Annotated in this window: 27 protein-coding genes; 17 read left to right on the top strand and 10 right to left on the bottom strand. The window is 65.1% G+C overall.

Translation table 11 applies throughout. The features are described from left to right. Positions 1 to 121: 121 nt before the first annotated feature. Positions 122 to 1,201 (bottom strand): fatty acid desaturase family protein, encoded by a 1,080-nt coding sequence (locus tag AIOL_RS20375; protein ID WP_049644669.1) that lies wholly within the window; start codon positions 1,199 to 1,201, stop codon positions 122 to 124. Between the two features lie 131 nt (positions 1,202 to 1,332). Here AIOL_RS20375 and AIOL_RS20370 point away from each other — a divergent pair, with 131 nt between their 5' ends. The 7 genes from AIOL_RS20370 to iolB all read left to right on the top strand — a co-directional run bounded on the left by AIOL_RS20370 (position 1,333) and on the right by iolB (position 9,038). After that, positions 1,333 to 2,364 carry a LacI family DNA-binding transcriptional regulator gene (locus AIOL_RS20370; RefSeq protein ID WP_049644668.1) on the top strand — a complete coding sequence of 344 codons (1,032 nt, stop codon included), beginning with the start codon at positions 1,333 to 1,335 and terminating at the stop codon, positions 2,362 to 2,364. Positions 2,365 to 2,505: 141 nt separating this feature from the next. Further along, entirely contained in the window at positions 2,506 to 3,306 is an 801-nt protein-coding gene (locus AIOL_RS20365; RefSeq protein ID WP_049644667.1) for an SDR family oxidoreductase, read from the top strand. Positions 3,307 to 3,308: 2 nt separating this feature from the next. After that, positions 3,309 to 4,307, top strand: a complete 999-nt coding sequence (gene iolG / locus AIOL_RS20360; RefSeq protein ID WP_082152708.1) for an inositol 2-dehydrogenase — start codon at positions 3,309 to 3,311, stop codon at positions 4,305 to 4,307. Next, positions 4,304 to 6,202 carry a bifunctional 5-dehydro-2-deoxygluconokinase/5-dehydro-2-deoxyphosphogluconate aldolase gene (locus tag AIOL_RS20355; RefSeq protein ID WP_049644665.1) on the top strand — a complete coding sequence of 633 codons (1,899 nt, stop codon included), beginning with the start codon at positions 4,304 to 4,306 and terminating at the stop codon, positions 6,200 to 6,202. Before iolG ends, AIOL_RS20355 begins: the two co-directional genes overlap by 4 nt. Then, positions 6,203 to 8,023, top strand: coding sequence for a 3D-(3,5/4)-trihydroxycyclohexane-1,2-dione acylhydrolase (decyclizing) (iolD, locus tag AIOL_RS20350; RefSeq protein WP_049644664.1), 1,821 nt, complete (start codon positions 6,203 to 6,205; stop codon positions 8,021 to 8,023). Then, the gene (locus AIOL_RS20345) at positions 8,020 to 8,232 is read left to right on the top strand and encodes a hypothetical protein (RefSeq protein ID WP_049644663.1); all 213 of its coding nucleotides are present in this window, start codon (positions 8,020 to 8,022) and stop codon (positions 8,230 to 8,232) included. The genes iolD and AIOL_RS20345 overlap by 4 nt, the downstream gene beginning before the upstream one ends. Continuing rightward, positions 8,229 to 9,038: a 5-deoxy-glucuronate isomerase gene (gene iolB, locus AIOL_RS20340; protein WP_049644662.1), complete on the top strand. Its 810-nt coding sequence runs from the start codon at positions 8,229 to 8,231 to the stop codon at positions 9,036 to 9,038. Before AIOL_RS20345 ends, iolB begins: the two co-directional genes overlap by 4 nt. A 365-nt stretch (positions 9,039 to 9,403) precedes the next feature. Here iolB and AIOL_RS20335 read toward each other — a convergent pair whose 3' ends face one another. The 9 genes from AIOL_RS20335 to AIOL_RS20300 are packed head-to-tail and all read right to left on the bottom strand — an operon-like array spanning position 9,404 to position 16,730. Then, positions 9,404 to 10,189 carry an SDR family NAD(P)-dependent oxidoreductase gene (locus AIOL_RS20335; protein WP_049644661.1) on the bottom strand — a complete coding sequence of 262 codons (786 nt, stop codon included), beginning with the start codon at positions 10,187 to 10,189 and terminating at the stop codon, positions 9,404 to 9,406. After that, positions 10,186 to 11,160 (bottom strand): LLM class oxidoreductase, encoded by a 975-nt coding sequence (locus tag AIOL_RS20330; RefSeq protein ID WP_049644660.1) that lies wholly within the window; start codon positions 11,158 to 11,160, stop codon positions 10,186 to 10,188. The genes AIOL_RS20335 and AIOL_RS20330 overlap by 4 nt, the downstream gene beginning before the upstream one ends. Continuing rightward, entirely contained in the window at positions 11,157 to 11,537 is a 381-nt protein-coding gene (locus tag AIOL_RS25270) for a hypothetical protein (protein ID WP_053101325.1), read from the bottom strand. The genes AIOL_RS20330 and AIOL_RS25270 overlap by 4 nt, the downstream gene beginning before the upstream one ends. 9 nt (positions 11,538 to 11,546) lie before the next feature. Next, positions 11,547 to 12,782 carry an NAD(P)-binding domain-containing protein gene (locus AIOL_RS20325; protein WP_053101323.1) on the bottom strand — a complete coding sequence of 412 codons (1,236 nt, stop codon included), beginning with the start codon at positions 12,780 to 12,782 and terminating at the stop codon, positions 11,547 to 11,549. A 1-nt stretch (position 12,783) separates the two neighbouring features. Further along, positions 12,784 to 13,917: a mandelate racemase/muconate lactonizing enzyme family protein gene (locus AIOL_RS20320; protein ID WP_049644659.1), complete on the bottom strand. Its 1,134-nt coding sequence runs from the start codon at positions 13,915 to 13,917 to the stop codon at positions 12,784 to 12,786. Position 13,918: 1 nt separating this feature from the next. Continuing rightward, a complete protein-coding gene (locus AIOL_RS20315; protein WP_049644658.1) occupies positions 13,919 to 15,328 on the bottom strand; it encodes an aldehyde dehydrogenase family protein in 1,410 nt (469 codons plus the stop codon). Next, positions 15,325 to 15,657, bottom strand: coding sequence for a transketolase C-terminal domain-containing protein (locus AIOL_RS20310; protein ID WP_082152707.1), 333 nt, complete (start codon positions 15,655 to 15,657; stop codon positions 15,325 to 15,327). The genes AIOL_RS20315 and AIOL_RS20310 overlap by 4 nt, the downstream gene beginning before the upstream one ends. A 12-nt stretch (positions 15,658 to 15,669) precedes the next feature. Then, on the bottom strand, positions 15,670 to 16,305 hold the full coding sequence (locus tag AIOL_RS20305; RefSeq protein WP_049644656.1) for a transketolase family protein: 636 nt from the start codon (positions 16,303 to 16,305) through the stop codon (positions 15,670 to 15,672). Further along, on the bottom strand, positions 16,302 to 16,730 hold the full coding sequence (locus AIOL_RS20300; protein WP_160314537.1) for a hypothetical protein: 429 nt from the start codon (positions 16,728 to 16,730) through the stop codon (positions 16,302 to 16,304). The genes AIOL_RS20305 and AIOL_RS20300 overlap by 4 nt, the downstream gene beginning before the upstream one ends. Positions 16,731 to 16,865: 135 nt before the next feature. Here AIOL_RS20300 and AIOL_RS20295 point away from each other — a divergent pair, with 135 nt between their 5' ends. The 10 genes from AIOL_RS20295 (at position 16,866) to AIOL_RS20250 (ending at position 24,320) form a co-directional block, all read left to right on the top strand. Next, the gene (locus AIOL_RS20295) at positions 16,866 to 17,582 is read left to right on the top strand and encodes a GntR family transcriptional regulator (protein WP_160314536.1); all 717 of its coding nucleotides are present in this window, start codon (positions 16,866 to 16,868) and stop codon (positions 17,580 to 17,582) included. A gap of 99 nt (positions 17,583 to 17,681) precedes the next feature. Next, positions 17,682 to 18,083, top strand: coding sequence for a tripartite tricarboxylate transporter substrate-binding protein (locus tag AIOL_RS26425; RefSeq protein WP_049644653.1), 402 nt, complete (start codon positions 17,682 to 17,684; stop codon positions 18,081 to 18,083). A 392-nt stretch (positions 18,084 to 18,475) separates the two neighbouring features. Continuing rightward, positions 18,476 to 18,652, top strand: a complete 177-nt coding sequence (locus tag AIOL_RS26020) for a hypothetical protein (protein ID WP_235439205.1) — start codon at positions 18,476 to 18,478, stop codon at positions 18,650 to 18,652. A gap of 64 nt (positions 18,653 to 18,716) precedes the next feature. Then, positions 18,717 to 19,178 (top strand): hypothetical protein, encoded by a 462-nt coding sequence (locus tag AIOL_RS20280; RefSeq protein ID WP_049644651.1) that lies wholly within the window; start codon positions 18,717 to 18,719, stop codon positions 19,176 to 19,178. 2 nt (positions 19,179 to 19,180) lie between these two features. Next, positions 19,181 to 20,362, top strand: a complete 1,182-nt coding sequence (locus AIOL_RS20275) for a tripartite tricarboxylate transporter permease (RefSeq protein WP_049644650.1) — start codon at positions 19,181 to 19,183, stop codon at positions 20,360 to 20,362. 78 nt (positions 20,363 to 20,440) lie between these two features. Further along, on the top strand, positions 20,441 to 21,736 hold the full coding sequence (locus AIOL_RS20270; RefSeq protein WP_152912611.1) for a sulfatase-like hydrolase/transferase: 1,296 nt from the start codon (positions 20,441 to 20,443) through the stop codon (positions 21,734 to 21,736). Beyond that, positions 21,736 to 22,458 (top strand): hypothetical protein, encoded by a 723-nt coding sequence (locus tag AIOL_RS20265; RefSeq protein WP_049644648.1) that lies wholly within the window; start codon positions 21,736 to 21,738, stop codon positions 22,456 to 22,458. The genes AIOL_RS20270 and AIOL_RS20265 overlap by 1 nt, the downstream gene beginning before the upstream one ends. Continuing rightward, complete coding sequence (locus AIOL_RS20260; RefSeq protein WP_049644647.1) at positions 22,437 to 22,706, top strand: transketolase C-terminal domain-containing protein; 270 nt, start codon at positions 22,437 to 22,439, stop codon at positions 22,704 to 22,706. The genes AIOL_RS20265 and AIOL_RS20260 overlap by 22 nt, the downstream gene beginning before the upstream one ends. Then, entirely contained in the window at positions 22,703 to 23,548 is an 846-nt protein-coding gene (locus tag AIOL_RS20255) for a 1-deoxy-D-xylulose-5-phosphate synthase N-terminal domain-containing protein (RefSeq protein WP_049644646.1), read from the top strand. The genes AIOL_RS20260 and AIOL_RS20255 overlap by 4 nt, the downstream gene beginning before the upstream one ends. Further along, positions 23,538 to 24,320 (top strand): SDR family NAD(P)-dependent oxidoreductase, encoded by a 783-nt coding sequence (locus AIOL_RS20250; protein WP_049644645.1) that lies wholly within the window; start codon positions 23,538 to 23,540, stop codon positions 24,318 to 24,320. Before AIOL_RS20255 ends, AIOL_RS20250 begins: the two co-directional genes overlap by 11 nt. The last annotated feature ends 261 nt before the right edge of the window (positions 24,321 to 24,581 follow it).

Raw genomic sequence — 24,581 nt, 5'->3', positions numbered from 1 at the left:
CGCGCCGGGCGGCTCCCACCCAATTTCATTCTTTCGACCGAATCGCTAACTTTTAGCTAACGCTGAATGAAATTGGGCCACCCCGTGCCGATGCGTCGCGCATAGGCCACAGAAGGCACGATCACTCCGCCGGTTGCCCCAGCGCCGCCGCATGCAGGTCCTCTCGGTAGGGTCGCGCGCCGGAAGGCAATTTGCGCCTCAGATAGACCTCCTCCCCCCGGAATTGCCGCCAGATCACCGGCAGCATCTCGGCATAGGCGTGCAGGATCGACGGGCTCGGCGCGGGCAGGTCATCCTTGATCCGCGCGTGCAGCTCCGGCAGCCGGTGATACGGCACCATCGGGAACATGTGGTGCTCGATATGGTAGTTCATGTTCAGATACAGGAACCGGCTGATGGGGTTCATATAGACCGTGCGCGTGTTGAGCCGGTGATCCAGCACATTGTCCGCCAGGCCCCCGTGCTGCAGATACCCCGTCATGATGAAATGCCAAGCGCCGTAGAGCCGCGGCAGCCCGATCACCATCAGGGGCAGGATCGACCAGGTGAGGATCGCGACCAGCAGGGTCGCCGCGTAGATCGCCACCCAGATCCGCGCCACGCGCACCACCTTTGGCTGCTCCGCCTCCGGCACGAATGTCAGCTCCTCCGGCGCCAGCCGCCCGGACGCGTTCAACAGCATGCGCGCCAGCCCGGCATGCATGTCCGGCAGCCCGACCACGTTCAGCACGGCCCGCGCCATGGCGGGCGGGCGCATCAGCGCGATCTCGGGGTCGCGCCCCACGATGATCGTATCCGTGTGGTGGCGAAAGTGGCTCCAGCGCCAGGTCTCGGGGTTCCGCACGATCATGAAGCAGGCGACCTGGTACACCAGGTCGTTCATCCACGCGGTCTTGAACATCGTGCCATGCCCGGCCTCGTGCCAGCGCGCGTCGCTGCCGGAACCATAAAGCGCGCCATAGGCCAGCCAGAACGGCGCGGACCACCAGCTGGGCCAGAGCGCGACGCCAATCCCGGCGAAGACCACCATCAGCCCGTAATACAGAGCCGTGTTCGCGATCGCGGGCTGATCGCTGCGCCGCATCAGCGCCTTCATCTCTTTGCGGGGGATGTCGGTGTGATACCACTCCGCCGAGGCAAGGCCGGTCTCTACCGCCCGGCGCCCGGTCTCTCCCAGCAAGTTGTAGTCGCGCTCGGTCACGTCGCGGTCTCTCCCCGTCGCGATAATCTAGCCATATTCGCTTTTTCTGCAAAGGCGGGGATTGATTTTGCCGCGGAATCCCTCAAAGTCCGTCAAGCCGATGATGTAAGTATAGCATTGGAGACGCGCCGATGGCCCGCAGGCCCACAATCCAGGACATCGCCCAGGCGGCAGGGGTCAGCGTGGCCACCGTCGACCGCGTGCTGAACGGGCGCCTGAAGGTGCGCGAGGAGACGGCGCGCAAGGTCAGCGAGGCCGCGCATCGCATCGGCTACCACGCCACCAACCTTATCGAGCAGCGCCTGCGCGCCGACCTGCCAGAGCTGCGCGTGGGGTTCATCCTGCAGAAGATCTTCCAGCCCTTCTACCAGAACGTGGCCGCCGAGATCGAAGACGCCATGGCGCGCGCCGCGGGCATCCGCGGCAAGGCTGTGATAGAGTTCGCGCAAACGCAGACCCCCGCGGATATCGCCAACCTTATGGTGCAGATGCGCGGGCGGGTGGATGTGGTCGCCGCCAACGCGGTGAACCACGTGCAGGTGACCGAGGCGGTGCTGACGCTGAAGGAGGCGGGCATCCCGACCTGCGCGCTTTTCAACGACTTCGCGCAGGGCGAGCGCCTGACCTATATCGGCACCAATAACCTAAAGGTTGGGCGCATGGCGGCCTGGATGGTGGGCACGGCCGCGCGCCGTGCCGGCAAGATCGCGGTCTTCGTTGGCGGGCACCGCTGGCACGGGCACGAGCTGCGCGAGACCGGCTTTCGCAGCTACTTCCGCGAGGCGCGCAAGGACTTCCAGGTGCTGGACACCTTGGTGAACCTAGAGACCCGGCAGCTGACATATGAGGCCACGCTTAACCTGCTGGACCGCAACCGCGACCTGGTTGGCCTCTACTTGGCGGGCGGCGGCATGGAGGGCGCGATCCAGGCGCTGCGCGAGAATCGCAAGCCCGGCGACGTGGCGCTTGTTGTGAACGAGCTGACGCCAGAGAGCCGCAGCGCGCTGGGCGAGGGCTATCTAACAATGGTGATCGCCACGCCGCTGCGACAGCTCTTCCCCGACCTGGTGGACCTGATCAAGGACCATGTTCTGGGCGAAAACGCCACCGTCCCCAGCCAGAAATTCCTCGAACCAATCCTCTACGTGCCAGAGTCCGTTTGAGCTGACGAAAACCCATCAGGCCCCACGCGGCAACGCGTCATGAATGATAGCTTTTCGGCGAGAAAGGCTTGACCCGCAAAGCCGAATGCCGTCACCGTCCTGCGCATCAACTACAAGCACACATCTGGGGAGGAGTGGGGCATGGCGAACCGCACACATGAAGCCACTGGTGCGATCATCACCGGCGGCAGCCAAGGGCTTGGCCTGGCAATTGCGAAACGACTGATCGACGAGGGCTGCACCCGCCTGGTCATCACCTCGCGCAACCCCGAGAAGGGCGCAGCCGCCGTGCGGGAATTGCGCGCGCTGGGGGCCCGGGCCTACACTTTGCCGGTGGAGATGTCCGACATCCCCGCCGTGCAGGCGATGGTCGGCCAGGCTGTCGAACTGATCGGTCCCGTCAACGCGCTGGTGAACTGCGCGGCCAATACCGCCCGGGGCTCGATCCTGGACACCACGCCGGACCGCTGGGACGAGATCATGGACCCCAACGCCAAGGGGCCGTTCTTTGCGCTGCAGGAATTCGCGCGCCACTGCATCGCCGAGGGGCATACCGGGTCCTGCGTCAACATCCTCTCCATCGTGGTCTATGGCGGCACGTCCTTTCTGGCGCCTTATGTCGCGTCGAAGGCCGCGCTGGCCGGGATTACAAAGAACGCCGCGGGCGCGCTGACCAAGCACCGCATCCGCGTCAACGGCATCAATGTCGGCTGGATGGACACGCCGGGCGAGGACATGCGCCAGAAGGTCAGCCACGACCGCGAGGACGGCTGGCTCGATGGCGTCGAAGACAACGTGCCATTCGGCATGCTGGTGAAACCCGAACATGTCGCCTGGCAGACCAGCTTTCTGCTAGGCCCCGCGAGCGGCGTCGTCACCGGCGCGCTCATGGATTTCGATCAACAAGTGGTCGGGGCCTATCCCGACACAGACGAGGTATAAGAATGAAGTTTGCCGTACTTGGCGCGGGCCGTATCGGGCGCGTGCACGCAGGAGCCATTGGCTCGGTGACAGGGGCCGAGCTTGTGGCCGTCGCCGACGCGATGCCCGCCGCCGCAGAGGATCTGGCCCAGTTGCATGGCGCAGAGGTGCGCACGATTGATCAGATCGCGGCCGCCGATGACGTGGACGCGGTTGTGATCTGCACGCCCACCGACATGCATGCCGACCTGATCGAGCAGTTCGTCCGTGCCGGCAAGGCGGTGTTCTGCGAGAAGCCAATCGACCTCGATTTGGGCCGGGTTAGAGACTGTTTGGCCGTGGTCGAGGAAACCGGCGGCATGCTGATGGTCGGCTTCAACCGACGCTACGACCCGGATTTCGCCGCGCTGCATGCCGCCGTGGCCGACGGGCGCGTGGGCACGGTCGAAATGGTCACCATCACCTCGCGCGACCCCGGCGCGCCGCCGCTGGACTACATCGCGCGCTCCGGCGGGATCTTCCGCGACATGACGATCCATGATTTCGATATCGCGCGCTGGATGCTGGGCGAAGAGGTGGAAACGGTGATCGCCTCCGCCTCGGTGCTGACCGACCCCGCGATCGGCGAGGCGGGGGATTTTGACTCGCTCAACGTGATCCTGCGCACCGCCTCGGGCAAGCAGGCCACGATCACCAACTCGCGCCGCGCCACCTACGGCTATGACCAGCGGATCGAGGTGCATGGCAGCGAGGGCATGGCCAACGCCCGCAACATGCACGAGGCGAATATCGAGATCGCCGACGCCAAGGGCTATCACCGCCCGCCGCTCGAGAACTTCTTTATGACCCGCTACACGGCGGCCTACGCCCACGAGATCGCCACCTTTGTGGGCTGCGTGCGCGACGGCAAGGCCCCGCCCACGGGCGGCTATGACGGGATGATGGCCTTGGCCCTGGCGGACGCCGCGGTGAAATCTGTCGCGGAAGGCCGCGCGGTACAAATGGCGGAGATCCTGGCATGAAGGACCTCGACCTAATTACCATCGGGCGGTCCTCGGTGGATCTCTACGGCGCGCAGGTCGGCGGGCGGCTAGAGGATATGGGCTCGTTCGAGAAATACATCGGCGGCTCGCCCACCAATATGGCCGCCGGAACCGCGCGACTTGGGCTGAAATCGGCTCTGATTACCCGGGTCGGCGACGAGCATATGGGGCGGTATATCCGCGAGCAGTTGGTGGCCGAGGGCGTGAATGTCGAGGGGGTGAAGACCGACCCCGAACGGCTGACGGCGCTGGTGCTGCTGGGCATCCGCGACGAAGAGCAATTCCCGCTGATCTTCTACCGCAGCGATTGCGCGGATATGGCGCTGTGCGAGGATGACATCGACGAGGGGCTCATCACGCGGGCGCGCTGCGTGACGGCGACGGGCACGCATCTGTCGAACCCGCAAACAGAGGCGGCGGTGCTCAAGGCGCTGCGCCTGGCGCGGGAGAATGGCGCCCGCACCGCCCTGGATATCGACTATCGCCCGAACCTCTGGGGCCTCAGCGGGCATGGCGACGGCGAGAACCGGTTCATCGAGTCCGAGCGGGTCACTAAGAAGCTGCAATCGACCCTAAACCACTTTGATTTGATCGTGGGCACCGAGGAAGAGTTCCACATCGCCGGCGGCTCCACCGACACGATCCAGGCCCTGCGCAATGTCCGCGCGGTCTCGGGCGCCACGCTTGTGTGCAAGCGTGGTCCTATGGGGGCGGCGGCCTTTCAGGGCGCGATACCTGACAGCTTGGACGACGGCGAGAGCGGTCCGGGCTTCCCCATCGAGGTGTTCAACGTGCTGGGCGCCGGGGACGGGTTCATGTCTGGCCTGCTCAAAGGCTGGCTGACCGACCAGGACTGGCCCACCGCGCTGACCTACGCCAATGCCTGCGGCGCCTTCGCGGTCAGCCGGCACGGATGCGCGCCTGCCTATCCGTCCTGGGAGGAGCTACAGTTCTTCCTAGAGCGCGGCGTGGTCCGCAAGGACCTGCGCAACGATGCCGAGCTAGAGCAGATCCACTGGGCCACCAACCGCAAGGGCGACTGGCCGGTGATGCGCGTGTTCGCCTTCGACCACCGCGGCCAGCTTGAGGACATGGCCGACGCGGCGGGCGTCAGCCACGAACATATCCCCTATTTCAAAGAGCTCTGCCTCGCGGCCGCCTTGCAGGTGCAAGCCGGCGAACCTGGCCATGGCATCCTCTGCGACCGGCGGCTTGGACGCGACGCGCTCTATAAGGCCGTCGGTCAAGGCCTCTGGATCGGGCGGCCCACCGAGGTCCCGGGCTCTCGCCCCCTTCGGATCGAGGATGTCGGCGCCGATTTCGGCGGGCTGGGCGAGTGGCCGCTGGAGCATGTGGTCAAGTGCCTGTGCTTTGCCCACCCGGATGACGATGACGCGCTTTGGGCGGATCACATCGACACCGTGCACCGCCTGTTCACCGCCGCGCGGCGCAACCGGCTGGAGTTCCTTCTGGAGGTGATCCCCTCCAAGGCCGGTCCCGTGGACGACGACACCACGCCGACTGTGATCCAGCGCTTCTATGACGCGGGCGTCTTCCCCGACTGGTGGAAGCTGGAGCCGTTCAAGACCGACGCGGCCTGGGACAAGGCCTGCGAGGCGATCAACAAAAACGACCCGAACACGCGCGGAATCGTGGTGCTTGGGCTGGACGCGCCGCAGGCCGAGCTAGAGGCAAGCTTCGCCCTGGCCGCCAAGCAGCCGCTGGTCAAGGGCTTCGCCGTGGGCCGCACGATCTTTGGCGACGCCGCGCGGGCGTGGCTGAAGGGCGAGATGACAGATGACGCGGCCGTCGCCATGATGGCCGAGAGATATCAGGCGCTATGTCACACTTGGGACAAGGCGAGGGAGGCTTAAATGGGAACGATCAGACTGACCGCCGCGCAGGCGATGGTGCGCTATCTTGCGGCGCAGAAGACCGAAAGCGGCGAGAGCTTCATCGCGGGCTGCTGGGCGATCTTTGGCCACGGCAACGTGGCGGGGCTCGGCGAGGCGCTTCAGCCGATGCAGGACGTGCTGCCGACCTATCGCGGCCATAACGAGCAGACCATGGCGCATACCGCGATTGCCTACTCCAAGCAGCTGCGGCGCACCCGCGCGATGATGGTGACCTCGTCGATTGGCCCGGGGGCCACGAACATGGTCACCGCCGCCGCTCTGGCCCATGTGAACCGCATCCCCGTGCTGCTGGTGCCCGGCGATGTCTTCGCCAACCGTGGCCCGGACCCGGTGCTGCAGCAGGTCGAGGATTTCGGCGACGGCACGGTCAGCGCGAATGACTGCTTCCGCCCGGTGAGCCGCTATTTCGACCGGATCTCCCGGCCCGAGCACCTGCTGACCGCGCTGCCCCGCGCGATGCAGGTGATGACCGATCCGGCCCAGGCCGGGCCGGTGACGCTCGCGTTCTGCCAGGACACCCAGGCCGAGGCCTATGACTACCCGGTCAGCTTCTTTGAGCAGCGCGAATGGCACATTCGCCGCCCCGCCCCCGACCAGCGCGAGGCAAAACGCGTCGCCGACATGATCCGCGCGGCGAGGAGCCCGGTGATCGTGGCCGGTGGCGGGGTGCATTACTCCGGCGCGCATGAGCAACTGCAAAGCTTCGTCGAGGCGCATCAGATCCCCATCGTGGAAACCCAAGCGGGCAAATCCGCCCTGCCCTGGGACCACGCGCTGAACTTTGGCCCCGTTGGGGTCACCGGCGGCTCGGCGGCGAATAAGCTGATCGAGGCCGCGGACCTAATCTTTGGCGTCGGCACGCGGTTGCAGGATTTCACCACCGGGTCCTGGGGGCTGATGGGCACGGCGCCGCTCGCGACGCTGAACGTGAACGCCTATGACGCGGCCAAGCACGGGGCCGAGCCGATGCTGGCGGACGCGCAGGCCGGGCTTGCGGCCCTGTCGGCTCTGCTGGGCGGCAACCAGGCCGCCGCGCCGGATGCGGGGCTCAAGACGCAGTGGTTCGGCGCGGTCGACCCGCTGACGGACGCGCCCGATGGCAACGCTCTGGCCACCGACATGCAGGTGATCGGCGCGGTGCAGCGCGCCGCGGGCCCCAACACCGTGGCGATGTGCGCCGCGGGCACCATGCCGGGCGAGCTGCACAAGCTCTGGAAGGCGGGCCGCCCCGGCAGCTACCACATGGAATACGGCTTTAGCTGCATGGGCTACGAGATCGCCGGCGCCATCGGCATCAAGCTGGCCGAGCCCGAGCGCGACGTGATGTGCTTTACCGGCGACGGCACCTATATGATGGCGAATTCCGAGATGGCCACCGCGGCCATGATGGGCGTCGAGTTCACCGTGATCGTGACCGACAACCGCGGCTATGGCTGCATCAACCGGCTGCAGATGGGCACCGGCGGGGCGGAGTTTAACAACCTGCTGAGGGACGCGGCGGGCGAGAATGACAGCGCGATCGACTTTGCCGCCCATGCCGCCGCGATGGGGGCCGTGTCCGTGAAGGTCTCTAACATTGCCGAACTCGAGGACGCGCTGGCCAAGCGCCACGGGCACGGGCGGCCCTATGTGGTGGTGATCGACACCGACCCCTACCCGTCCACCGAGGCGGGCGGCACCTGGTGGGAGGTCGCCGTGCCCGAGGTCAGCGAGCGCCAAGCGGTGCGCGAGGCGCGCGAGGCCTACGAGGCGGCGTTGGCGACGCGGAACACCCGGTGAGCTGGCGCGACCAATTCGATGTGCGGCATGCGATGTTTCGCCCGCTCTGGCGGCGCGCGCTGATCGTCGGGCTGGCCGCGGCGTGGACAAGCTATGAGATCGTGAACGGCAACTGGGTCTGGGCGGGCGTGTTCACCGCCGCGACGGCGTTTCTGGCCTATGAATGGTTCGTCGTGTTCGACCCGAAGAATTATGAGGATGAGGAATGAGCAAGCTGTTGGTCAAGCCGACTGGCACCACGGGCAAGGTGCATGAGATCACGCCGGAAAGCGCGGGGTGGGGCTATGTCGGGTTCGGGCTCTATCGCCTGGCGCCGGGAGAGACCGCCGCCGAGGCCACCGGCGACCGCGAGGCGATCCTGGTGCTGGTCGAGGGCAAGGCCCGGCTCCGCGCCGCGGGGCAGGATTTCGGCGAGATGGGCGACCGGATGGACGTGTTCGAACGCACGCCGCCGCATTGCCTCTACGTGCCCAACGGCAGCGACTGGGCGGCCGAGGCGACCACCGACTGCGTGCTGGCGGTCTGCACCGCGCCGGGCGAGGGCGGGCGCGAGGCCGCGGGGATCGGCCCGGCGGGGATCGAGACTGAACCGCGCGGACAGGGCACCAACACGCGCTACATCAACAATATCGGCATGGAGGGCCGGGACGTCGCCGACAGCCTTCTGGTGACCGAGGTCTTCACGCCGTCGGGGCACTGGTCAAGCTGGCCCGCGCATCGCCATGACGAGGACGACTATCCGAACATGACCTACCTGGAAGAGACCTATTACCACCGGCTGAACCCGGCGCAGGGCTTCGGCATCCAGCGGGTCTGGACCGAGGATGGCAGCCTCGACGAGACCATGGCGGTCAGCGATGGCGACGTGGTGCTGGTGCCCAAGGGGCACCACCCCTGCGGCGCGCCCTATGGCTATGACATGTACTACCTGAACGTGATGGCGGGGCCGCTGCGCAAATGGCGGTTCAAGAACCACCCCGACCACGACTGGATCGCGCAGCGGGACGCGGGCTAGGGCATTTTGAGCATCATCAAGACGGGCAAAGGCGGTCCTTGCAAAAGGATGGCCTAGCCCACCCCACACGAATGTCTCTGTCGCGAGGCCGAGTCGACTTTCGACTTTCGCTTGCGCAAAATCGCCTTGCACGCGCGGCGTGAGCTTTTCTGCGGGGCGGCAAATTCCCCGTTTCCGGCCACTCACAAGAGTTGAGTTGGTGAATCAAATCCGCTCCTACCCCCGGGTGCGTGGATTCCGAGCGGGGCAGATGTCGGACCTCGCCGTCATGTGCCCACGCGGCTTTTAACAGGGTAGCTAAGGTCGGCGCCAATCCCGTGACCGTCCGGCGGTCGCGCGTGTATTGGCGCGAGAACGGCTGGACTTTAGCGATACCCGGCGAGTGCTTCCTCTAGCCCAGCCATGACGCCTGCAACTTCGTTCGGATTGCCTGCAGCGGGATGAGGATGGGAGAAGTGCCCGGCATCATTGTCAAAATACTGGCCTGACCTGCCAGAGAATTCCTCTGACAGAGCCGCCCGGATCAAGATATCAGCGCCGATTGACAGATCATTGCCCGCAATTCCAAAGCCCTCCTTGACCATCTTTGATGCCAAGAGCGAACCAGGGTTCACCGCCACAACGCTGGGGCCCTCGGGCAGCGCCTTGGCCAGTTCCGCCGACCAGATGGTGATCGCAAGCTTGCTTTGAGCATAGGCGGGGAAGTCCTCTAGCTGCCCCGCGCCCAGCATCGCCGCAACATCGACCGGCTCTTGCGCCGCCGAGGAGAGGTTCACGATGCGCCCCTCCTGGGGGATGACCCCAAGCAGCGCCTTGGTCAGCAGATAGGGCGCGATGGTGTTTACCTCGAACCGGATATCGCGCCCCGAAGGCGCCCGGGTCTGCGCGGTCTTCAGGATGCCCGCGTTGTTGATCAAGACGTCGAGCCGAGCGTGGTCCGACCGCACTGCATCAGCCAGCTTTTGCGTGTCCTCCAGACTGGACAGATCGGCGCGATAGGTGACGGCCCCGGGGATCTCTTGCGCCACCTGGGCGAGCTTGTCGGCGCTGCGCCCATGCAGCAACAGCGTGTGCCCCTGGTCTGCCAGCATCTGCGCGGTCAGGCGGCCAATCCCGTCGGTCGCGCCGGTGATGAGGATCGTCTTGGTCATGGGGCCTCCGATAGGGTTGGGAAATGCGGCAGGACTTGGCTGGCAAGCCGGTGCATGGTCGCCTCGATATCCGCGTGGTTGAACCGCATGTTGAGCGCCACGTGGTTCACGCCCAAGGATTGCAGCTCTTCGAGGTAGCGCAGCAGGTAATCCACCCCGCTGGAGAAGCCCAGGTGGATCGGGCGCGGCGCGGCGGTGGGATCGGATTGCAGGTCGATGTAGAGCGATTGCGAGACCGGTTTACTCGGCTGGCCCTGCGCGGCCACCCGCTGCCGGTAGTCCGCCACGACGCGGGCCTGCGCCGCAGCACCGCGCGGATAGGTGATCCAGCCATCGCTGTGCCGGGCCACCCAATCGGGGTCCTGCTGGCTGCCCCCGGTGACCAGCAGCGGCAACTGCCGGGCGGTGGGCTTGGGCAGCATGTCCAGGCCGCCGCTCAGCGTGCCCTGGTCGGTCTGCGCCACGGGGTAAGCACCCGCCGCCGCGCGGATATAGGCAAAGCCGTCGCGGAACCGCGCGCCCCGGTCTTCAAAGCCCATCGCCATGGCGGGGTATTCCTCTGGCCGGTCACCCGAGGCCACGCCCAGCAACAGCCGCCCGCCCGACAGCACATCCACCGAGGCCGCGGCCTTGGCGACATGGGCGGGATGGCGCAGGGGCAGGATGATACTGCCCGTGCTCAGCGCGATCCGGTCGGTCACCGCCGTCAGCATGCCCAGATAGACAAACGGGTCGAACATCTGCCCCGCATCGCCAAAGCTGGGCACATTAAACGGCACATCGCGCAGCCACAGCGCGGCAAAACCCAGCTCTTCGGCCAGGCGCGCGCGCTCTAGGTGGTGCTCCATGGTCGGCTCTGCGTGGCGCGGATAGGCTTCGAGCGGGATGATCAGCCCAAGGCTCAGGCGCCCCGGTTGGAACACGCTGTTGAAGGCGCGGTTGAGCTTGGGGAAGGCCGCGGGCCCGGTCACGCGCGATGCCGTTTGGCCAGTTGCAACGCCAGCAGCCGCGAGAAATAGCGCGCCTGGCTGAGGTTGCCGCCGGTGAACCACAGGCCCGGCTGCGCCGTCTCGACCCACATGTTGCGCAGCTCTCCGATCCAGGGGCCGGGGTCGCCCTTGGTGCCAGAGCCATAGCCCCAGCACGGGCCGATCCTTGTGGCCGTGTCCTGGTCGATCAGCTTGGCCGCCCAATCCGTCATGTCGCCATACCCCGTGGCGTAGATCACCGCGTCCGCCGCCAGCGCCTCGCCACTCTCAAGATGCACCGAAGCCTCTGACAGATGAACGACGCCATGGCCAGAGCGCACGCCTATGCGGCCATCGACCACTATCTGGGTCGCGCCCACGTCGATGTATTAGCCCGAGGCCGTGCGGCGATACTTCATGCCCAGCCCGGTGCCGTCCTCGGCGAAATCCAAGGCGAAACCGGCCTTGGAGAGCTGTTCGTAGTAGTCCTGGCGATCCGCGCGGATACCGTCCCACAGCGCGCGATGCGCAGGCTCCAAAAGCCGCAGCGGGGTCGCGGCTTGCAGGATATCAGCCTTGTCGGTGGTGATCCCGCAGGCCACGGCTTGCGCCGAGTAGAGCGGGCCAAGCAGACGCTCGCAATAATCCGATTGGTCCACCACCAGGGTCGAGGACCGCTGCACCATGACCGGCCTGGCGCCATGGCTGACCAGGTCGGAGGCGATGTCATGGGCGCAGTTGTTGGCGCCGACGACGACCACATCCTGCCCCGCAAAGGCCTGGTCGCCCTGGTAGGCGCTGGAATGCATCTGCGGGCCTTGGAACGCGTCATGGCCGGGGAACTCGGGCAGGCGCGGGAAGCCTGACAGGCCCAGGGCCATCACCAAGTGAGTGGGGGTGAGCGTGACTTCTTCGCCGTCCCGCGTGATCTGGGCCACCCATTCCCCGCTGCCCGCATCGTATTGCGCAGAGCGCAGTTCTGTGCTGGTCCAGATATTCAGCCCCTGGTCGCGGGCGTAGTCCTCCAGCCAATCGCCCATCTGGTCCTTCGGCGTGAAGACGAGCCAATCCTCGGGGAAGGGCTCAAACGGCATGTGGTCGTACCAGACCGGATCATGCAGCACCAGGCTGGCGTAGCGCGAGCGCCATTGATCGCCCACGCGCGGGTAGCGGTCGACAATCAGATAGGGCACGCCCAGATCGGCCAGTTGCGCCCCCAGCGCCAGCCCGCCCTGGCCGCCGCCGACCACCAGGACGAAGGGCGCGTCGCTGAGTGGCGGCGGCGCCTTATGCAGCCCGTCAAGCTGGGTAAAGAGCGTGTGGCAGAGCCCGTCCTTTAGCCGGATATGCCCGCGGCCGGGGCCTGCGTTGGTCTCGAAGCGAAAGAACCCCTCGGTGGCGGCGGGCGCCCCCTCGAATACCGGGTTGCGGAACTGTGCCGCTGGGCCTCTTGTTGCGCCGAATTCCTGGATCGCCGCGCGGCCCTCCAAGGTCTGCAGCGTCCAACCAAAGGGCAAGTAGTCGCGCCAGAACCCGCCCGGCAGAAAGCCGCGCGCAAGCGCTGCCCCGTCGCCCTCCGCCGCGTGTCCGGCGAAGGTCTTTAACCAGGCGGACGCGTCCCCCATGTCAGGCCGGGGGCTCTGCGAAACGGTCCAGGGCGTCGGGCGAGGGCGGGACCACCAAGCCGGGCGCCTCTGGCAGGGCGACGCAGCCGCTCTCGATGCGGATGACATCACCGCAAAGTTCCGTGCGCAGGGCGTTCTCGTTTACATCAACCTCGCAGGCCGAGTTGCGCCCCACGGCGGCGCTGATCGACAGCGCTGCGATCTGCCCCACGGCGGAGCCCATGAAATGCGGCCAGATCATCACGTCCTCCGGCACCTGCGCCGCCAGGTCCAGCGCGCCAGAGACGCCGCCCCATTTGGCAACGTCAGGCTGCAAGACCCGCATGCCTGCGCGGGTCATGGTTAGGAAATCGGCGATGCCATAGATGTTCTCGCCCCCCGCGAGCGCAATGTCGGTCGACCGCGCCAGATCCTCCCATTCGGATGCAGGCGCATCCGCGCGCAGGCATTCCTCGGCAAAGTAAGGATCGAAGGGCTCAATGGCGTGCAAAGAGGCCTTCGCCTCGTCCAAGGACCAGGACTGGTTGCTGTCCACCATGATGCGCGCGCCCAGCGGGCAGAGCCGCGCGGCGCGTTCCACGATCTCGGCATTGCCATGCTCGGCGAAGCCGATCTTGAGCTTGAAATGGGTCTGGCCAAGCCCGGAATGGCGCGGGATCAGCGTCTCCAGGTCGCTCGCATTGATCGAGGTGGCATAAGATCTCGAAGAGGCCGAAGGCAGCCCCATGAACGCCGCGAAACTTTCACCGCTGGCGCGCAGTGCAAGATCCCAGAGCGCTGTGTCCAGCCCGGCCAAGATATGCTCGAACACCCGGGCCTGCCCGATATGCAGGAAGAACACCGAGAGCTTGGCGCGCAGGGCCTCCTGCACCTCGCGCGGGTCGGTGAAGCTGAGGCCGGTGAGATGCGCGGCGACCACATCCTCGATGATATGCGCCTTGTGGATATTGGCGCGCGGCGGGAAGTTCGCCCAGACCTCACCCCAGCCAAAGCAGCCCTGATCATCAGTCACCCGCACCAGCAGCGCCGGGCGCGTGGGCATCGTCCCCAGCGCCATCTTGGGCGAGACGCCGCCCGTGGCCCGGATCGGGAACACCTCGATCTGGGCGAGGGTTATGGTGCTGCGAAAGCTCATGTTAGGCGATATAGGCCGCGTGTTCCGAGGTGTAGAAGTTCACCGCGGTGGGGCCGACGGAATAGGCGCCGACGCCGGAGTTTTTGACCCCGCCAAAGGGCATATTGTTGTCCGGCACGGTGCCGTGGTTGACATGGATCATGCCGTTCTGGCTTTCGCGTAGGAAGCGCTGCACCAGTTCGTTGCGGTTGGAAAAGAGCGACGAGGTCAGGCCGAATTCGGTGCCGTTCAGCATCTCTATGGCCTGATCGAAGGTCTCATATTCCAGCACCGACAGGACGGGCCCGAAGATTTCTTGCTGGCCTGCGATCGAGTGGTGCTGGACGTTGTCCAGGATGGTCGGGCTGTAGAAATAGCCGTCCTCTGGCCCGCCTGGGGCTGCGCCGCCGGTCAGGGCGCGGGCGCCCTCGGCAATCGCCTTATCCGTCACCTCGCAGACGTCCCGCCAATGCGGCAGGTTGCACAAGGGGCCAAGGTCGCTCGTCTCGTCTAGCCCGGGGCCCATCTTCATCGCGGCGGCCTTGGCGGTCAGGATCTCTTTGGCCTGGGCGGCGAGGTCCTTTTGCACGATCACCCGGCTGATGGCGGTGCAGCGCTGGCCGCTGGTCATGAAGGCCGCGCCCAGGATTTGGGTGATCGCGCCCTCCAGGTCATTGCTGTCATTCAGGATCGCGCCGTTCTTGCCGCCCAGTTCCAGCTGCACCGGGATCAGGTTCTGCGCGGCGGCGGCATAGACCAGCTTGCCCGTGGGTACAGAGCCGGTGAAGCTGACCCCGTGGATGTCGCCTTTTGAGACGGCCTCGGACGCGACGCGGCCTGACACCATGGCCACCTGGATCAGGTTGGCGGGGAAGAACTCCTTGGCGATCTCGGCCAGCAGGAAATTCGCGCCGGGCGTGAACTGCGAGGGCTTCATAACCACCGCGTTGCCAAAGGCCAGGGCGGGGCAGATCTTGCGCATCGGCGTCGAGATCGGGAAGTTCCAGGGGCTGATGCAAAAGATGACCCCGCGCGGGCGGCGCAGGATCTGGTTAGAGATCCCCGCGCGGCCCGAGGCGATGGCCATGGCGCCCATGCGCGCGGCCTCACCCACCGAGAACCGGCCCTCGGCGCAGGATTTCATCGTCTCGCCTTTGGATTCGCGGAAGAGCTTGCCTTGCTCCAACGTGCCGGCGGTGGCCAACGCGTCAGCGCGCGCCTCGACGGCGTCGGTGAAGGCGTTCAGCCGAGCGGAGCGCTCCAGCCCGGGAACCCGCGCCCATTCGGCCTGGGCCGCATGGGCGCGTTCGATCACCGCGCCCAGCTCGTCCGGCGACATGATGCCGTAGCGGCCAATCTTCTCGGACGGGTTGGCGGGGTTGACCGTCTTGTAGGCGTCTGCGCCCGCGCCGAATTCGTAGCGATGGGTCATTTTTTCTTCTCAATCACGCCCCGCGCCGCATCGGCGATTGCCGGGGCATCAAGGCCAAATTTGTGCATCAGGTAAGGCGTGGTGCCGCCCTCGCAGAAGCGGTCCTGAATGCCCACGCGCTTGAACGGCAGGCCGATGCCTTCGTCCATCAGCACCTCTGCCACGGCAGAGCCGAGCCCGCCGATGATGCTGTGGTTTTCCGCCGTCACGATGGCGCCGGTCTTGGCGGCGCTCTCAAGGATCAGCCCCGCGTCGATGGGTTTGAGCGAGGTCATGTCGACCACGCGCGCCTCGATGCCTTCAGCCGCCAAAGCGTCGGCGGCTTGCAGGGATTCCGGGACTCAAAGCCCCGCCGAGATGATCGTTATGTCGCCCCCCTCGCGGCGGATCACGCCTTTGCCGACCTCCAGCGTTTGCGGCGTGAAGTCCGGCGGGGTGGTCTCTGGCCGCTTCATGCGCAGATAGGCCGGCCCGTCCCAATCCAGCGCCAGCTTGACCATCGCGGCGTGGTATTCCGGGCCCGAGGGCTCGAAGATCGCCATGTTGGGCACCGCGCGCATTATGGCCACGTCCTCGATCGCCTGACGCGACACGCCCAGCAGGGTGGCCACGCCGGGCAAAAAACCCACGATCTTCACCGGCAAGTTCGGATAGGCGGCCTGCATGGTGATCTGGTCCAGCACCCGCTTGGTAATGAAGGCGCAGAAGCTGTGGCTGAACGGGATCTCGCCGGAGCGGGCCATGCCGCCCGCCATGCCGATCATGTTCGCCTCTGCGATGCCGACATTGTGGAAGCGGTCGGGCAGCTCGTCGCGGAAGCGGTCCGTCTCGGTCGGCGGCACCAGATCGGCGCAGAGCGCCACGATGCGCGGATCGGCTTGCGCGGCCTCGACCAGCGCGTCGCCATAGGCGATCGGCAGGAGCTTGAACGAGCGGTTGATAAAGTCCGCGGCCTCAAGTTGCGTCAGTGTGCTCATAGCTGGGCCTCCAGCTCTGCGCGGGCGCTTTCAGCGACCTCGGCGGGAAAGCGCAGCTGGTGGAACATCAAGCCTTCCAGCGAGGCGACGCCCTTGCCCATCAGCGTGCTGGCCTTGATAAAGCTGGGCTTGCCCTTGGTCGCGCGCGCCGTGTCGAACGCGGCCAGCAGCGCGCCAATGTCGTTGCCGTCCACCTCTTGGCAGGCAAAGCCAAAACTGGCAATTTTGTCCAACTGCGGCTCTAGCGACATCACCAGATCCATCGGGCCTTCGGATTGCACAAAGTTGTAGTCGACGATGAACACCAGGTTATCGAGCCCCTTGGCGCCCGCCAGCATCGTGGCCTCGGCAAAGTAGAGCGAGGTGAAAATGTCAGCCGCGCCAAGCCCTTGCTGCACATAGCCCTGGCCCGACGGCGCGACCATATCCACCACATGAAGGCGCAGCCGCGTTGCGATTTCCTCCAGCTAGGACAGATTGTGTTTCGCTTTCATGATCACGCCGTGCTATACTTGAAAGGTATGGATCTTTGTACCTATGATGGAGGGGATCTTGTCAACATGAAACTTCAGGCGATGAAGCGCGCGGCGGTCCCCCTGCATGCAGAGGTGGCCGAGGTTTTGCGCCATCAGATCATGTCGGGCGAGCTGCCCGCCGGGGCCAAGCTGCCCGCCCTGCGCGAGTTGACGGACCAGCTTGGCGTGGCGCGCATGACCGTGGTGCAGGCGATGAACACACTTGAGGACGAGGGCCTGATAGAGAAGCATTCCGGCAAGGGCACCTTCGTCAAGCAAGTCAAACGACCCGCGCGCCACACATTGCAGATGAAGGCGGATATCAGCCAGATTTACACCATGGTGGACCAGCTTGAAGTATCGGTGCGCCAGGGCGATGCGATCATCGAGAAGGACGCAAACGGACGTTATTTCAGGTCAATGCGCCGAATTCACGCCCGATCCGGCAAGCCCTTCTGCCAGGTGGAGATCAAGCTGGATGACCAGGTGTTCGATCGCGCGCCAGAGCGCTTTGCCCAGGAAATCGTCGTGTCGGTGCTCAAGGATTTGGGCGTCACGGTGCACAAGGCTCGGCAAAAGGTGACGATATCTTACGCCGATTTTGTGATGGCGCAGGCGTTGGGGGTCAAGGTGAACTCGGCCGTGTTCCGGGTGCTGCGCGAGTTTTTGGATGCCGATGGCGCGCTGATCTATTCGGCGGTTCTGTCCTATCCAGGGGACCTTCTGGAGCTTGAGATGGAGTTTTTGACCGAGGAGGCCTGAGCGAACAGGGTTGACTCAAAGGCGGGCTTACAGAAGGGTACGTACATCTAGATCATTAAATGGCGGCAAGGCATGGTTTGAAGTAGGGAGGACTTCGAAATGAACTTTATCAAACTGGCCGCCGCAGGTGTTGCAGCGCTTGGCCTGAGCGCCGGCGCTGCGCTGGCCGAGTGGTCCGAAAAACCGATCACCTACGTTGTGTCCTTCGGCGCGGGCGGAAATGCCGACGTCGTCGCGCGCATGAATGCCGAGGTGCTCAGCGAGGCGCTTGGCGTGCCCGTCAACGTCGTCAACAAGCCCGGCGGCGCGCATATGCCCGCCACGATGAGCGTGCTCGAGACCCCCGCCGACGGTTACACCGTGTTCAACTGGTCGCCGCCCAGCTTTATGGTCGTTCCGCTGACCCGCGAGACGCCTTACACCCCGCTTGAGGACTTCATCCCGCTTTACGCCGGGATTTCCGCGTCCAATGCGCTCTATGTGCGGGCCGACAGCCCCTAGACTTTTGAGGATTTCATCGAGGGCGCGCAGGCGAACAAGCTGACCATGGGCGTGAACAATTTTGGCGCGCCACCGAACCTGAGCGCCGTGCAGATGGCCTCTGAGTTTGGGCTAGAGTTCAAAACCGTCGCGCTGAAGACCGTACCCGCCACCCTGGCTGGCCTAATCGGCGGTCAGGTGGATGTCGCCGTGGGCCAGGTCGCCTCGGTCCACGCCTATGGCGACGAGATCCGCCCGCTGATCATCTTGGACAACACCCGCAAGCCTTACTACGAGAAAGACTTGCCCGGTGTGCGCACCGTGGGTGAGGCCTTCCCCGGCAAGGCGGCTGGCACCTGGGTGCATGGCGGTCTGGCGGTCTGGCGGTCAAGGCGGGCACCCCGCAAGAGATCGTGGACAAGCTGCTTGAGGCGTCCGCCTCAATGGGCGAGGACGCGTTCGTCGCCAAGGTCCCCAAGGCGGTCAGCTATGACTGGACCCATGGCGTTGATGAGACGACCGGGCTGATCCAGTCGGGCATCGATCTTTACTCACCGTTGCTGGACGGCCTGGGCCTGCTGCACAAGTAGGCCCGCCGAAACACGGCGCCGTGCAGGCCAAATCCGCGCGGCGAGTCATTAACTGGGGAAACTCATGTTAAGCCAACAAACCGCCAATCTTGTCTTTGTCGTCGCCATCCTTGGCGCGGCCGGGTATTTCGCTTGGGTGGCGGAGGGGTTCGTGACCTCTGGCCTGCTGGCGGGCTCTGGTCTGCCGTCAAAGTTCTTCCCGCAGCTGACCCTTGGCATCACCGGCGCCTGCGCGCTGGTCGTTGGGTTCTTGTATCTGACCCGGGGCGCGGCGGGCGGAGACGCCGACGAGACCGTGTTTGAAAGCGGCACAGAGGCGCGCCAGAGCCTCCTAATGCTGGGCGTCTCTGTGGCCTGCTATGTGATTTGGCGTAATTTTAGCTTTGTCCCGATGGCGGTCCTGCTGGGCCCGCTGAGCCTGTTGGCGATGGGTGTGCGGTCGCCGCTGATCTACGTGGTGGTGCTGGCGCTGACGGCGGCGATCACCGCGATCTTCACCTATGGCCTTGGGATTCAACTGGTGTAGCGATGTTTGACGCAGCCGCCCTGATATCCGCCCTGGGCCTTCTGGCCGACCGGCTGACCATGGCTCTGCTGGTGCTGGGCATCGTCCTAGGGCTGGTGATTGGCATCCTAACCGGGCTTGGGCCGCCGATTGCCATCGCGCTGGCGCTGCCCTTCACCTTCTACATGGACACCGTGCCGTCGATGGTGCTGCTCTTGGGGAGCTATTCGGCGGCGATCTACGGCGGGTCAATCTCTGCCATCGCGGTGGACATCCCCGGCACGGGCGCGGCGATCGCCACGGTGCAGGACGGGCACAAGATGTTCAAGGCGGGCCGGGGCGGCGAGGCGTTGGGTTTCTCGCTCACCGGCTCCATCATCGGCGGGTTGTTTAGCGCGGTCTGCCTGGCGTTGATCGCGCCCCTGCTGGCGGATTTGGCGGTCAAATTCGGGCCGCGCGAATACCTCGCCATCAGCGTCTTCGGCCTGATCGTGGTGGTGCGCGTCGCGGGACAGAGCCTGGCCAAGGGGCTGCTGGTGGGTGCGCTGGGGATCTTTCTGACGACCTGTGGCCTGGACGAGCTGAACGGGACAGTGATCGGCATCATCCCGGGCGAGGGCGCGGCGGTGGGCGCGTTCTTTGCTTATTCCGAGGCCAAGCGGCGGTCGAAAGAGCCGGAAAAATACGGCACCGGCATCCCAGAGGGCATCGTGGCACCCGAGACCGCCAACAACGCTACCGTGGGCGGCGCGCTGGTGCCAACGCTGACGCTGGGCATGCCCGGATCGCCCGCCGCCGCCGTGCTGCCGGGCGCGTTGCTGATCCAGGGGCTGACGCCGAGGCCAAAGCTCTTCAGCGAAGAGCCGGACCTGATGTACGCGATCTTCATCGGGCTCTTCATCATCAACATCCTAATGATGTTCATCGGCCTGATCGCGATCCGATTTGCGGCGCAGCTGATCCGCGTGCCGACCGCGGTGATCGTGCCCACGGTGCTGCTGCTGAGCTTTGTGGGGATTTATTCCGTCTCGAATTCCTTCTTCAACGTGGGCGTCCTGCTGGGCGCGGGCATCCTAGGCTATGTAGCGCAAGCTGGGCTATTCCATCGCGCCGCTCTCCATCGGCTTCGTGCTTGGCCCGATCCTAGAGAACGCGCTGCGCCAGTCGCTGACCATCGCGGACGGCTCGGTGAGCGAGTTCTTTAAAACGCCCATTGGGCTCACGATCTATGCAGCACTCGCGCTGACGATCCTGTGGGGGCCCATCACCAAGAGGCTGCGCGGATGACCCAACCCAACATCCTGATCATCTATGCCGACCAGATGCGCTATGACGCGATGGGCTGCGCGGGCAACCCGGTGATCCGCACCGCCAATATCGACCGGCTGAGCGCCGAGGGCGTGCATTTCGAGGAGGCCTATACCAGCTATCCGATCTGCTGCCCGTTCCGGGCCTCGGTGATGACGGGCAAGTATGCGCAGAACCACGGGATGATCCAGAACCACTTTCCGCTGCGCGGCGGCCAGGGGTTCCTGGCGGAGTATCTGCGGGATGCGGGCTATCAGACCGGTTACGTTGGGAAATGGCATCTGGAGGGCGGGCCAAAGCCGGGGTTCGTGCCCCCGGACCGACGGTTCGGGTTCGAGCACCTCATAGGCTTCAACCGGGGCCACGATTACCAATCGTCGATATACTACGACGATGCGGGGCAGGCCTATCACTCGGCGCGCTACGAGCCGGATTACCAGACCGACCAGTTCATGGAGTTCATCGACGGCGCGGCGAAGAAGGACGCGCCGTTCTTTGGTTATCTCAGCTATGGCCCGCCGCATTTCCCCATGGACATGCCGGATTACCTGCGGCGCATTTATAAGCCGGAAGAGGTGCCTCTGCCCCCCGGCGTGCCCGATCCAGAGCTTCAGGCGCAGTTGCAGACCCACCGCAACGAGATGCTCTGCGGCGGCGATCCGCGCTCTGGCCATAAAAGCCACGCCGCGCATGAGACCAAGCCCAAGGGCGAGGTCGAGACAGAGGCCGAGATTCGCGAGTTCATCGCCGAATATTACGGCATGATCCACAATATCGACTGGAACCTGGGGCGGATACTCAACCAGTTGGACGCGCTGGGGATCACGCAGGACACGATGGTGATTTTCCTCAGTGATCACGGCGATATGTGCGGCCAGCACGGGTCGTTCTGCGGCATCAAAAACCACGCCCATCGCGACGCGATCTGGTACCAGGTCTTCACCCAAACCGGCGGCAACCCGAGCGAGTTCGCGCCCTTTGCCGAGCGCGGCATCCGCACCAAGGACTGGCTCTATATGCGGCGCAAGGATCACCGCGCGCTGCTGTTCGATGAGCGCGCCGATCCGGACGAGCAGGTGAACCTGGTGGATGACCCGGGCCACGCTGCCCTGATGGATGATTTCGACGCGCAGATCACGGCGCATATGGCCGCCACCGGCGACGACTGGGACATGGCCGCCGACTTTCCGCCGCCCGACTGGGTGACCCATGCCGAGGCGAAAGAGTACCTTGAAACGGAGCTTCTGCCCAATGCGATCCATGTGCCCTGATGCTGCTTGAAGGCCCCCGCAGCTTCTACCCCGCGCCGTTTGACGACATCAGCTTTGACCTCTGCACCCGTCGCAAGGACGTGGTGATCATGAGCTCGAACCTCAGCAAACATTGCCAAGTCGTGCGCGTCAAGAACGAGCTGCCCGCGCAACATCTGGACGTGGGCATGGCCGAGCAGAACCTGCTGTCGGTCACGGCGGGCGTGGCCAAGGGCGGCTATATCCCCATCGCGACCTGTTTCGCCTGCTACATCACGCGGCGCGCCTATGATCAGATGATGATCTGCATGGGCACGGGCTCTGGCCCCGGCACCAACCGCGAGACCGGCCGGACCAATGTCGCCATCGGCTTCACCCCCGGCATCGCAAACCCCGCGCGGATCCACCATCAGGCGGCGGAGGACCTTGGGATGGTGCGCGCCATCCCGAACGCCAATGTGATCGACCCGATGGACCCGACCGACTTTCGCGCCGCGGTGAATGCGGCGGTGGACCTGCCGGGGCTGACCTACATTCGCGGGCATCGGGGCGACACGCCGCGCCTGCTTGACCCGGCGAAGTTCACGTTTGAGCTGGGCAAGACCTATACGCTGCGCGCGGGCACAGGCATCGGGATCATCGCCACGGGACACGCCTCGCAAAGGGCGCTGGAAGCCTCGGATATCTTGACCCAGCAGGGCGTCGACCACTCGGTCCTCATGTGCCGACGATCAAGCCGGTGAACGAGGCAGAGATCGCCGATTTCGCCTTCGCCCATAACCAGATCGTGACGGTCGAGAACCACCAGATCGTGACCGGGCTGGGGTCACTGGTCGCGGAGATCGTCAGCGACGTGGGCGGCGGGCCGCGCATCACCCGCATGGGCCTGCCGAACCGCTGGGCGCCGGGCGGCACGCTGCCCTATATCCGCGCGCAGCTGGGGCTGGACGCCGAAACGCTGGCCAAACGCATCGCCGAGGTGGCGCAATGAGACGCAACTCCTCTCCGCTAGAGCTAGAGATCACCGCCGCCAAGATCCGCCGCAACGTGCTGGATATCTGCCGCCAACGCGGGGGCTATGCCGCGCAGGGCGTCGCGCTCGCGGATATCGCCGCCACGCTCTATTTCGACGAGCTTCGCCCCGATGGCGAGGGCTGGTTCAAGGACCGCTTCGTGCTGTCCAACGGTCATGACGCGATCATGACCTACGCCGCCCTGGCCGAGACCGGGCACTATTCGTTGGACGACCTGCGCAGGATCAACGCCGATGGGTCCTGGGTGGATCAAAGCCCCATCGAGGGGCAGTTGGGGTTCGAGATGACCGCGGGTTCGCTGGGGCAGGGGCCAAGCCAGTCGGCGGGCCTGGCCTGGGCGCTGCGCCAGCAGGGGTCAGACGCGCGGGTCTATTGCCTCTTCTCCGATGGCGAGCTGCAGGAGGGGAACACCTGGGAGGGCGCGATGTTCGCCGGGCATCAGCGTTTGGATAACCTTTGCTACATCGTCGACAACAATGACATGCAGGCCTCTGGCCATGCGGCGGATGTGATGGGCGTGGAGCCGGTGGATGCCAAGTTCGAGGCCTTTGGCTTTGCCGCGCGGCGGATCAGCGGCACCGATGTGCAAGAGCTGATGGATACGTTCGGCGCGGCGCGTGCGACCAAGGACAAGCCCTTTGTGATGATCTGCGACACGCGGCTTTGGGACGGGATCGACTGTTTGCAGAAGGCGCTGCCGATGGCGCATTACACCGCCAAGGGCGCGGTGGATTGGGACGCGGGGTTGGCGGACATCAACGCGGCCCTCGCAGAATTGGAGACGCAACATGAGCGGTGAGCCCCACCTTGCGGGCAAAGCCGCGGTCGTCACCGGCGCTGGCAAAGGCATCGATAAATCCATCGCGCTGGCCTTCGCCAAAGCGGGGGCCGATCTGGCGATCTGCGCGCGGTCCGAAAGCGATCTCGCGGCCATCCAGACCGAGATAGAGGCGCATGGCCAGCGCTGCTTTGCCAAGCCCGCCGACCTTGGCGACGCCACCCAGGCCGAAGCCTTCTGCGACGACACGCGCGCCGCGTTTGGCCATGTCGACATCATCGTCAACAACGCGGGCGCCTATCTAGAGCGCGGCGCGTTCGAGGCCTCTGACCCGGATCTCTGGTGGCGGACCATGGAGGTCAACTTGCGCGGGCCCTACCTTGTCATCCGGCATCTGCTGGCGGGGATGCGCAACGGCGGCAAGATCATCAACCTGAACTCAGGCAAGGGATACAGCGCGGGGGCGAACAGCAGCGCCTATCACAGCTCCAAAGCCGCGCTGCGGATGATGACCGAGGGGCTGGCCAACGAACTATGGCCGCGCGACATCGACGTGAACACGCTGATCCCGGGTCCCAACGCAACCGAGACCTTCGACAACCCCGCCCCAGGCGCGGAACGCATGCCAGAGGAGATCCTGGCGCTGGGCAAAGAGGCGTTGCCCAAGGGCCTGCCCCCCTGGGAGCGCGTCAAGCACCCCGACGAGGTCGCCGCCCTTGCCCTGCAGATGGCCACGCAGCCCGTCGGCGGCCCAACCGGGCAGGTTTTTTCGCTGGCCCGGCGCCCTTTATGAACTTCTCACCGGCCAATGCGATAGACATACCATGACGACGAAAACACTCGATGATTAAATCGCCTGACACAGTCGTGGCAACGAATTCCCTGGACTAATCAGTCGCTAAAATGGCCGCAGCAAAGCTCGCAATTGCCCGGGCATGGCACGACAAACTGTCACTCGGGCACATTCGATTTGCAGCACGCCGCATCAACGACCGCTTCAATGGCTGCGGTGCAGCGGCGCTTTCGAAGAATAAACACCGCGGCATGCGCACGC

The organism is Candidatus Rhodobacter oscarellae (assembly GCF_001078595.1).
In the GTDB taxonomy this organism is placed as follows: domain Bacteria; phylum Pseudomonadota; class Alphaproteobacteria; order Rhodobacterales; family Rhodobacteraceae; genus Rhodobacter_B; species Rhodobacter_B oscarellae.
Note: the sequence above shows the minus strand (reverse complement) of the source record. Positions and strands in the feature narration are given on the sequence as shown.

Coding starts and splice junctions, on each gene's coding strand:
- AIOL_RS20280 (WP_049644651.1), top strand. CDS start 18,717: ATGTTAAGCCAACAAACCGCCAATCTTGTCTTTGTCGTCGCCATCCTT.
- AIOL_RS20295 (WP_160314536.1), top strand. CDS start 16,866: ATGAAACTTCAGGCGATGAAGCGCGCGGCGGTCCCCCTGCATGCAGAG.
- AIOL_RS20370 (WP_049644668.1), top strand. CDS start 1,333: ATGGCCCGCAGGCCCACAATCCAGGACATCGCCCAGGCGGCAGGGGTC.
- AIOL_RS20365 (WP_049644667.1), top strand. CDS start 2,506: ATGGCGAACCGCACACATGAAGCCACTGGTGCGATCATCACCGGCGGC.
- AIOL_RS20265 (WP_049644648.1), top strand. CDS start 21,736: ATGCTGCTTGAAGGCCCCCGCAGCTTCTACCCCGCGCCGTTTGACGAC.
- AIOL_RS26425 (WP_049644653.1), top strand. CDS start 17,682: ATGAACTTTATCAAACTGGCCGCCGCAGGTGTTGCAGCGCTTGGCCTG.
- AIOL_RS20355 (WP_049644665.1), top strand. CDS start 4,304: ATGAAGGACCTCGACCTAATTACCATCGGGCGGTCCTCGGTGGATCTC.
- AIOL_RS20275 (WP_049644650.1), top strand. CDS start 19,181: ATGTTTGACGCAGCCGCCCTGATATCCGCCCTGGGCCTTCTGGCCGAC.
- AIOL_RS20305 (WP_049644656.1), bottom strand. CDS start 16,305: ATGAGCACACTGACGCAACTTGAGGCCGCGGACTTTATCAACCGCTCG.
- AIOL_RS20255 (WP_049644646.1), top strand. CDS start 22,703: ATGAGACGCAACTCCTCTCCGCTAGAGCTAGAGATCACCGCCGCCAAG.
- AIOL_RS20300 (WP_160314537.1), bottom strand. CDS start 16,730: ATGGTCGCGCCGTCGGGCCAGGGCTATGTGCAGCAAGGGCTTGGCGCG.
- iolG (WP_082152708.1), top strand. CDS start 3,309: ATGAAGTTTGCCGTACTTGGCGCGGGCCGTATCGGGCGCGTGCACGCA.
- AIOL_RS20250 (WP_049644645.1), top strand. CDS start 23,538: ATGAGCGGTGAGCCCCACCTTGCGGGCAAAGCCGCGGTCGTCACCGGC.
- AIOL_RS20320 (WP_049644659.1), bottom strand. CDS start 13,917: ATGAGCTTTCGCAGCACCATAACCCTCGCCCAGATCGAGGTGTTCCCG.
- AIOL_RS20315 (WP_049644658.1), bottom strand. CDS start 15,328: ATGACCCATCGCTACGAATTCGGCGCGGGCGCAGACGCCTACAAGACG.
- AIOL_RS20335 (WP_049644661.1), bottom strand. CDS start 10,189: ATGACCAAGACGATCCTCATCACCGGCGCGACCGACGGGATTGGCCGC.
- iolB (WP_049644662.1), top strand. CDS start 8,229: ATGAGCAAGCTGTTGGTCAAGCCGACTGGCACCACGGGCAAGGTGCAT.
- AIOL_RS20270 (WP_152912611.1), top strand. CDS start 20,441: ATGACCCAACCCAACATCCTGATCATCTATGCCGACCAGATGCGCTAT.
- iolD (WP_049644664.1), top strand. CDS start 6,203: ATGGGAACGATCAGACTGACCGCCGCGCAGGCGATGGTGCGCTATCTT.
- AIOL_RS20325 (WP_053101323.1), bottom strand. CDS start 12,782: ATGGGGGACGCGTCCGCCTGGTTAAAGACCTTCGCCGGACACGCGGCG.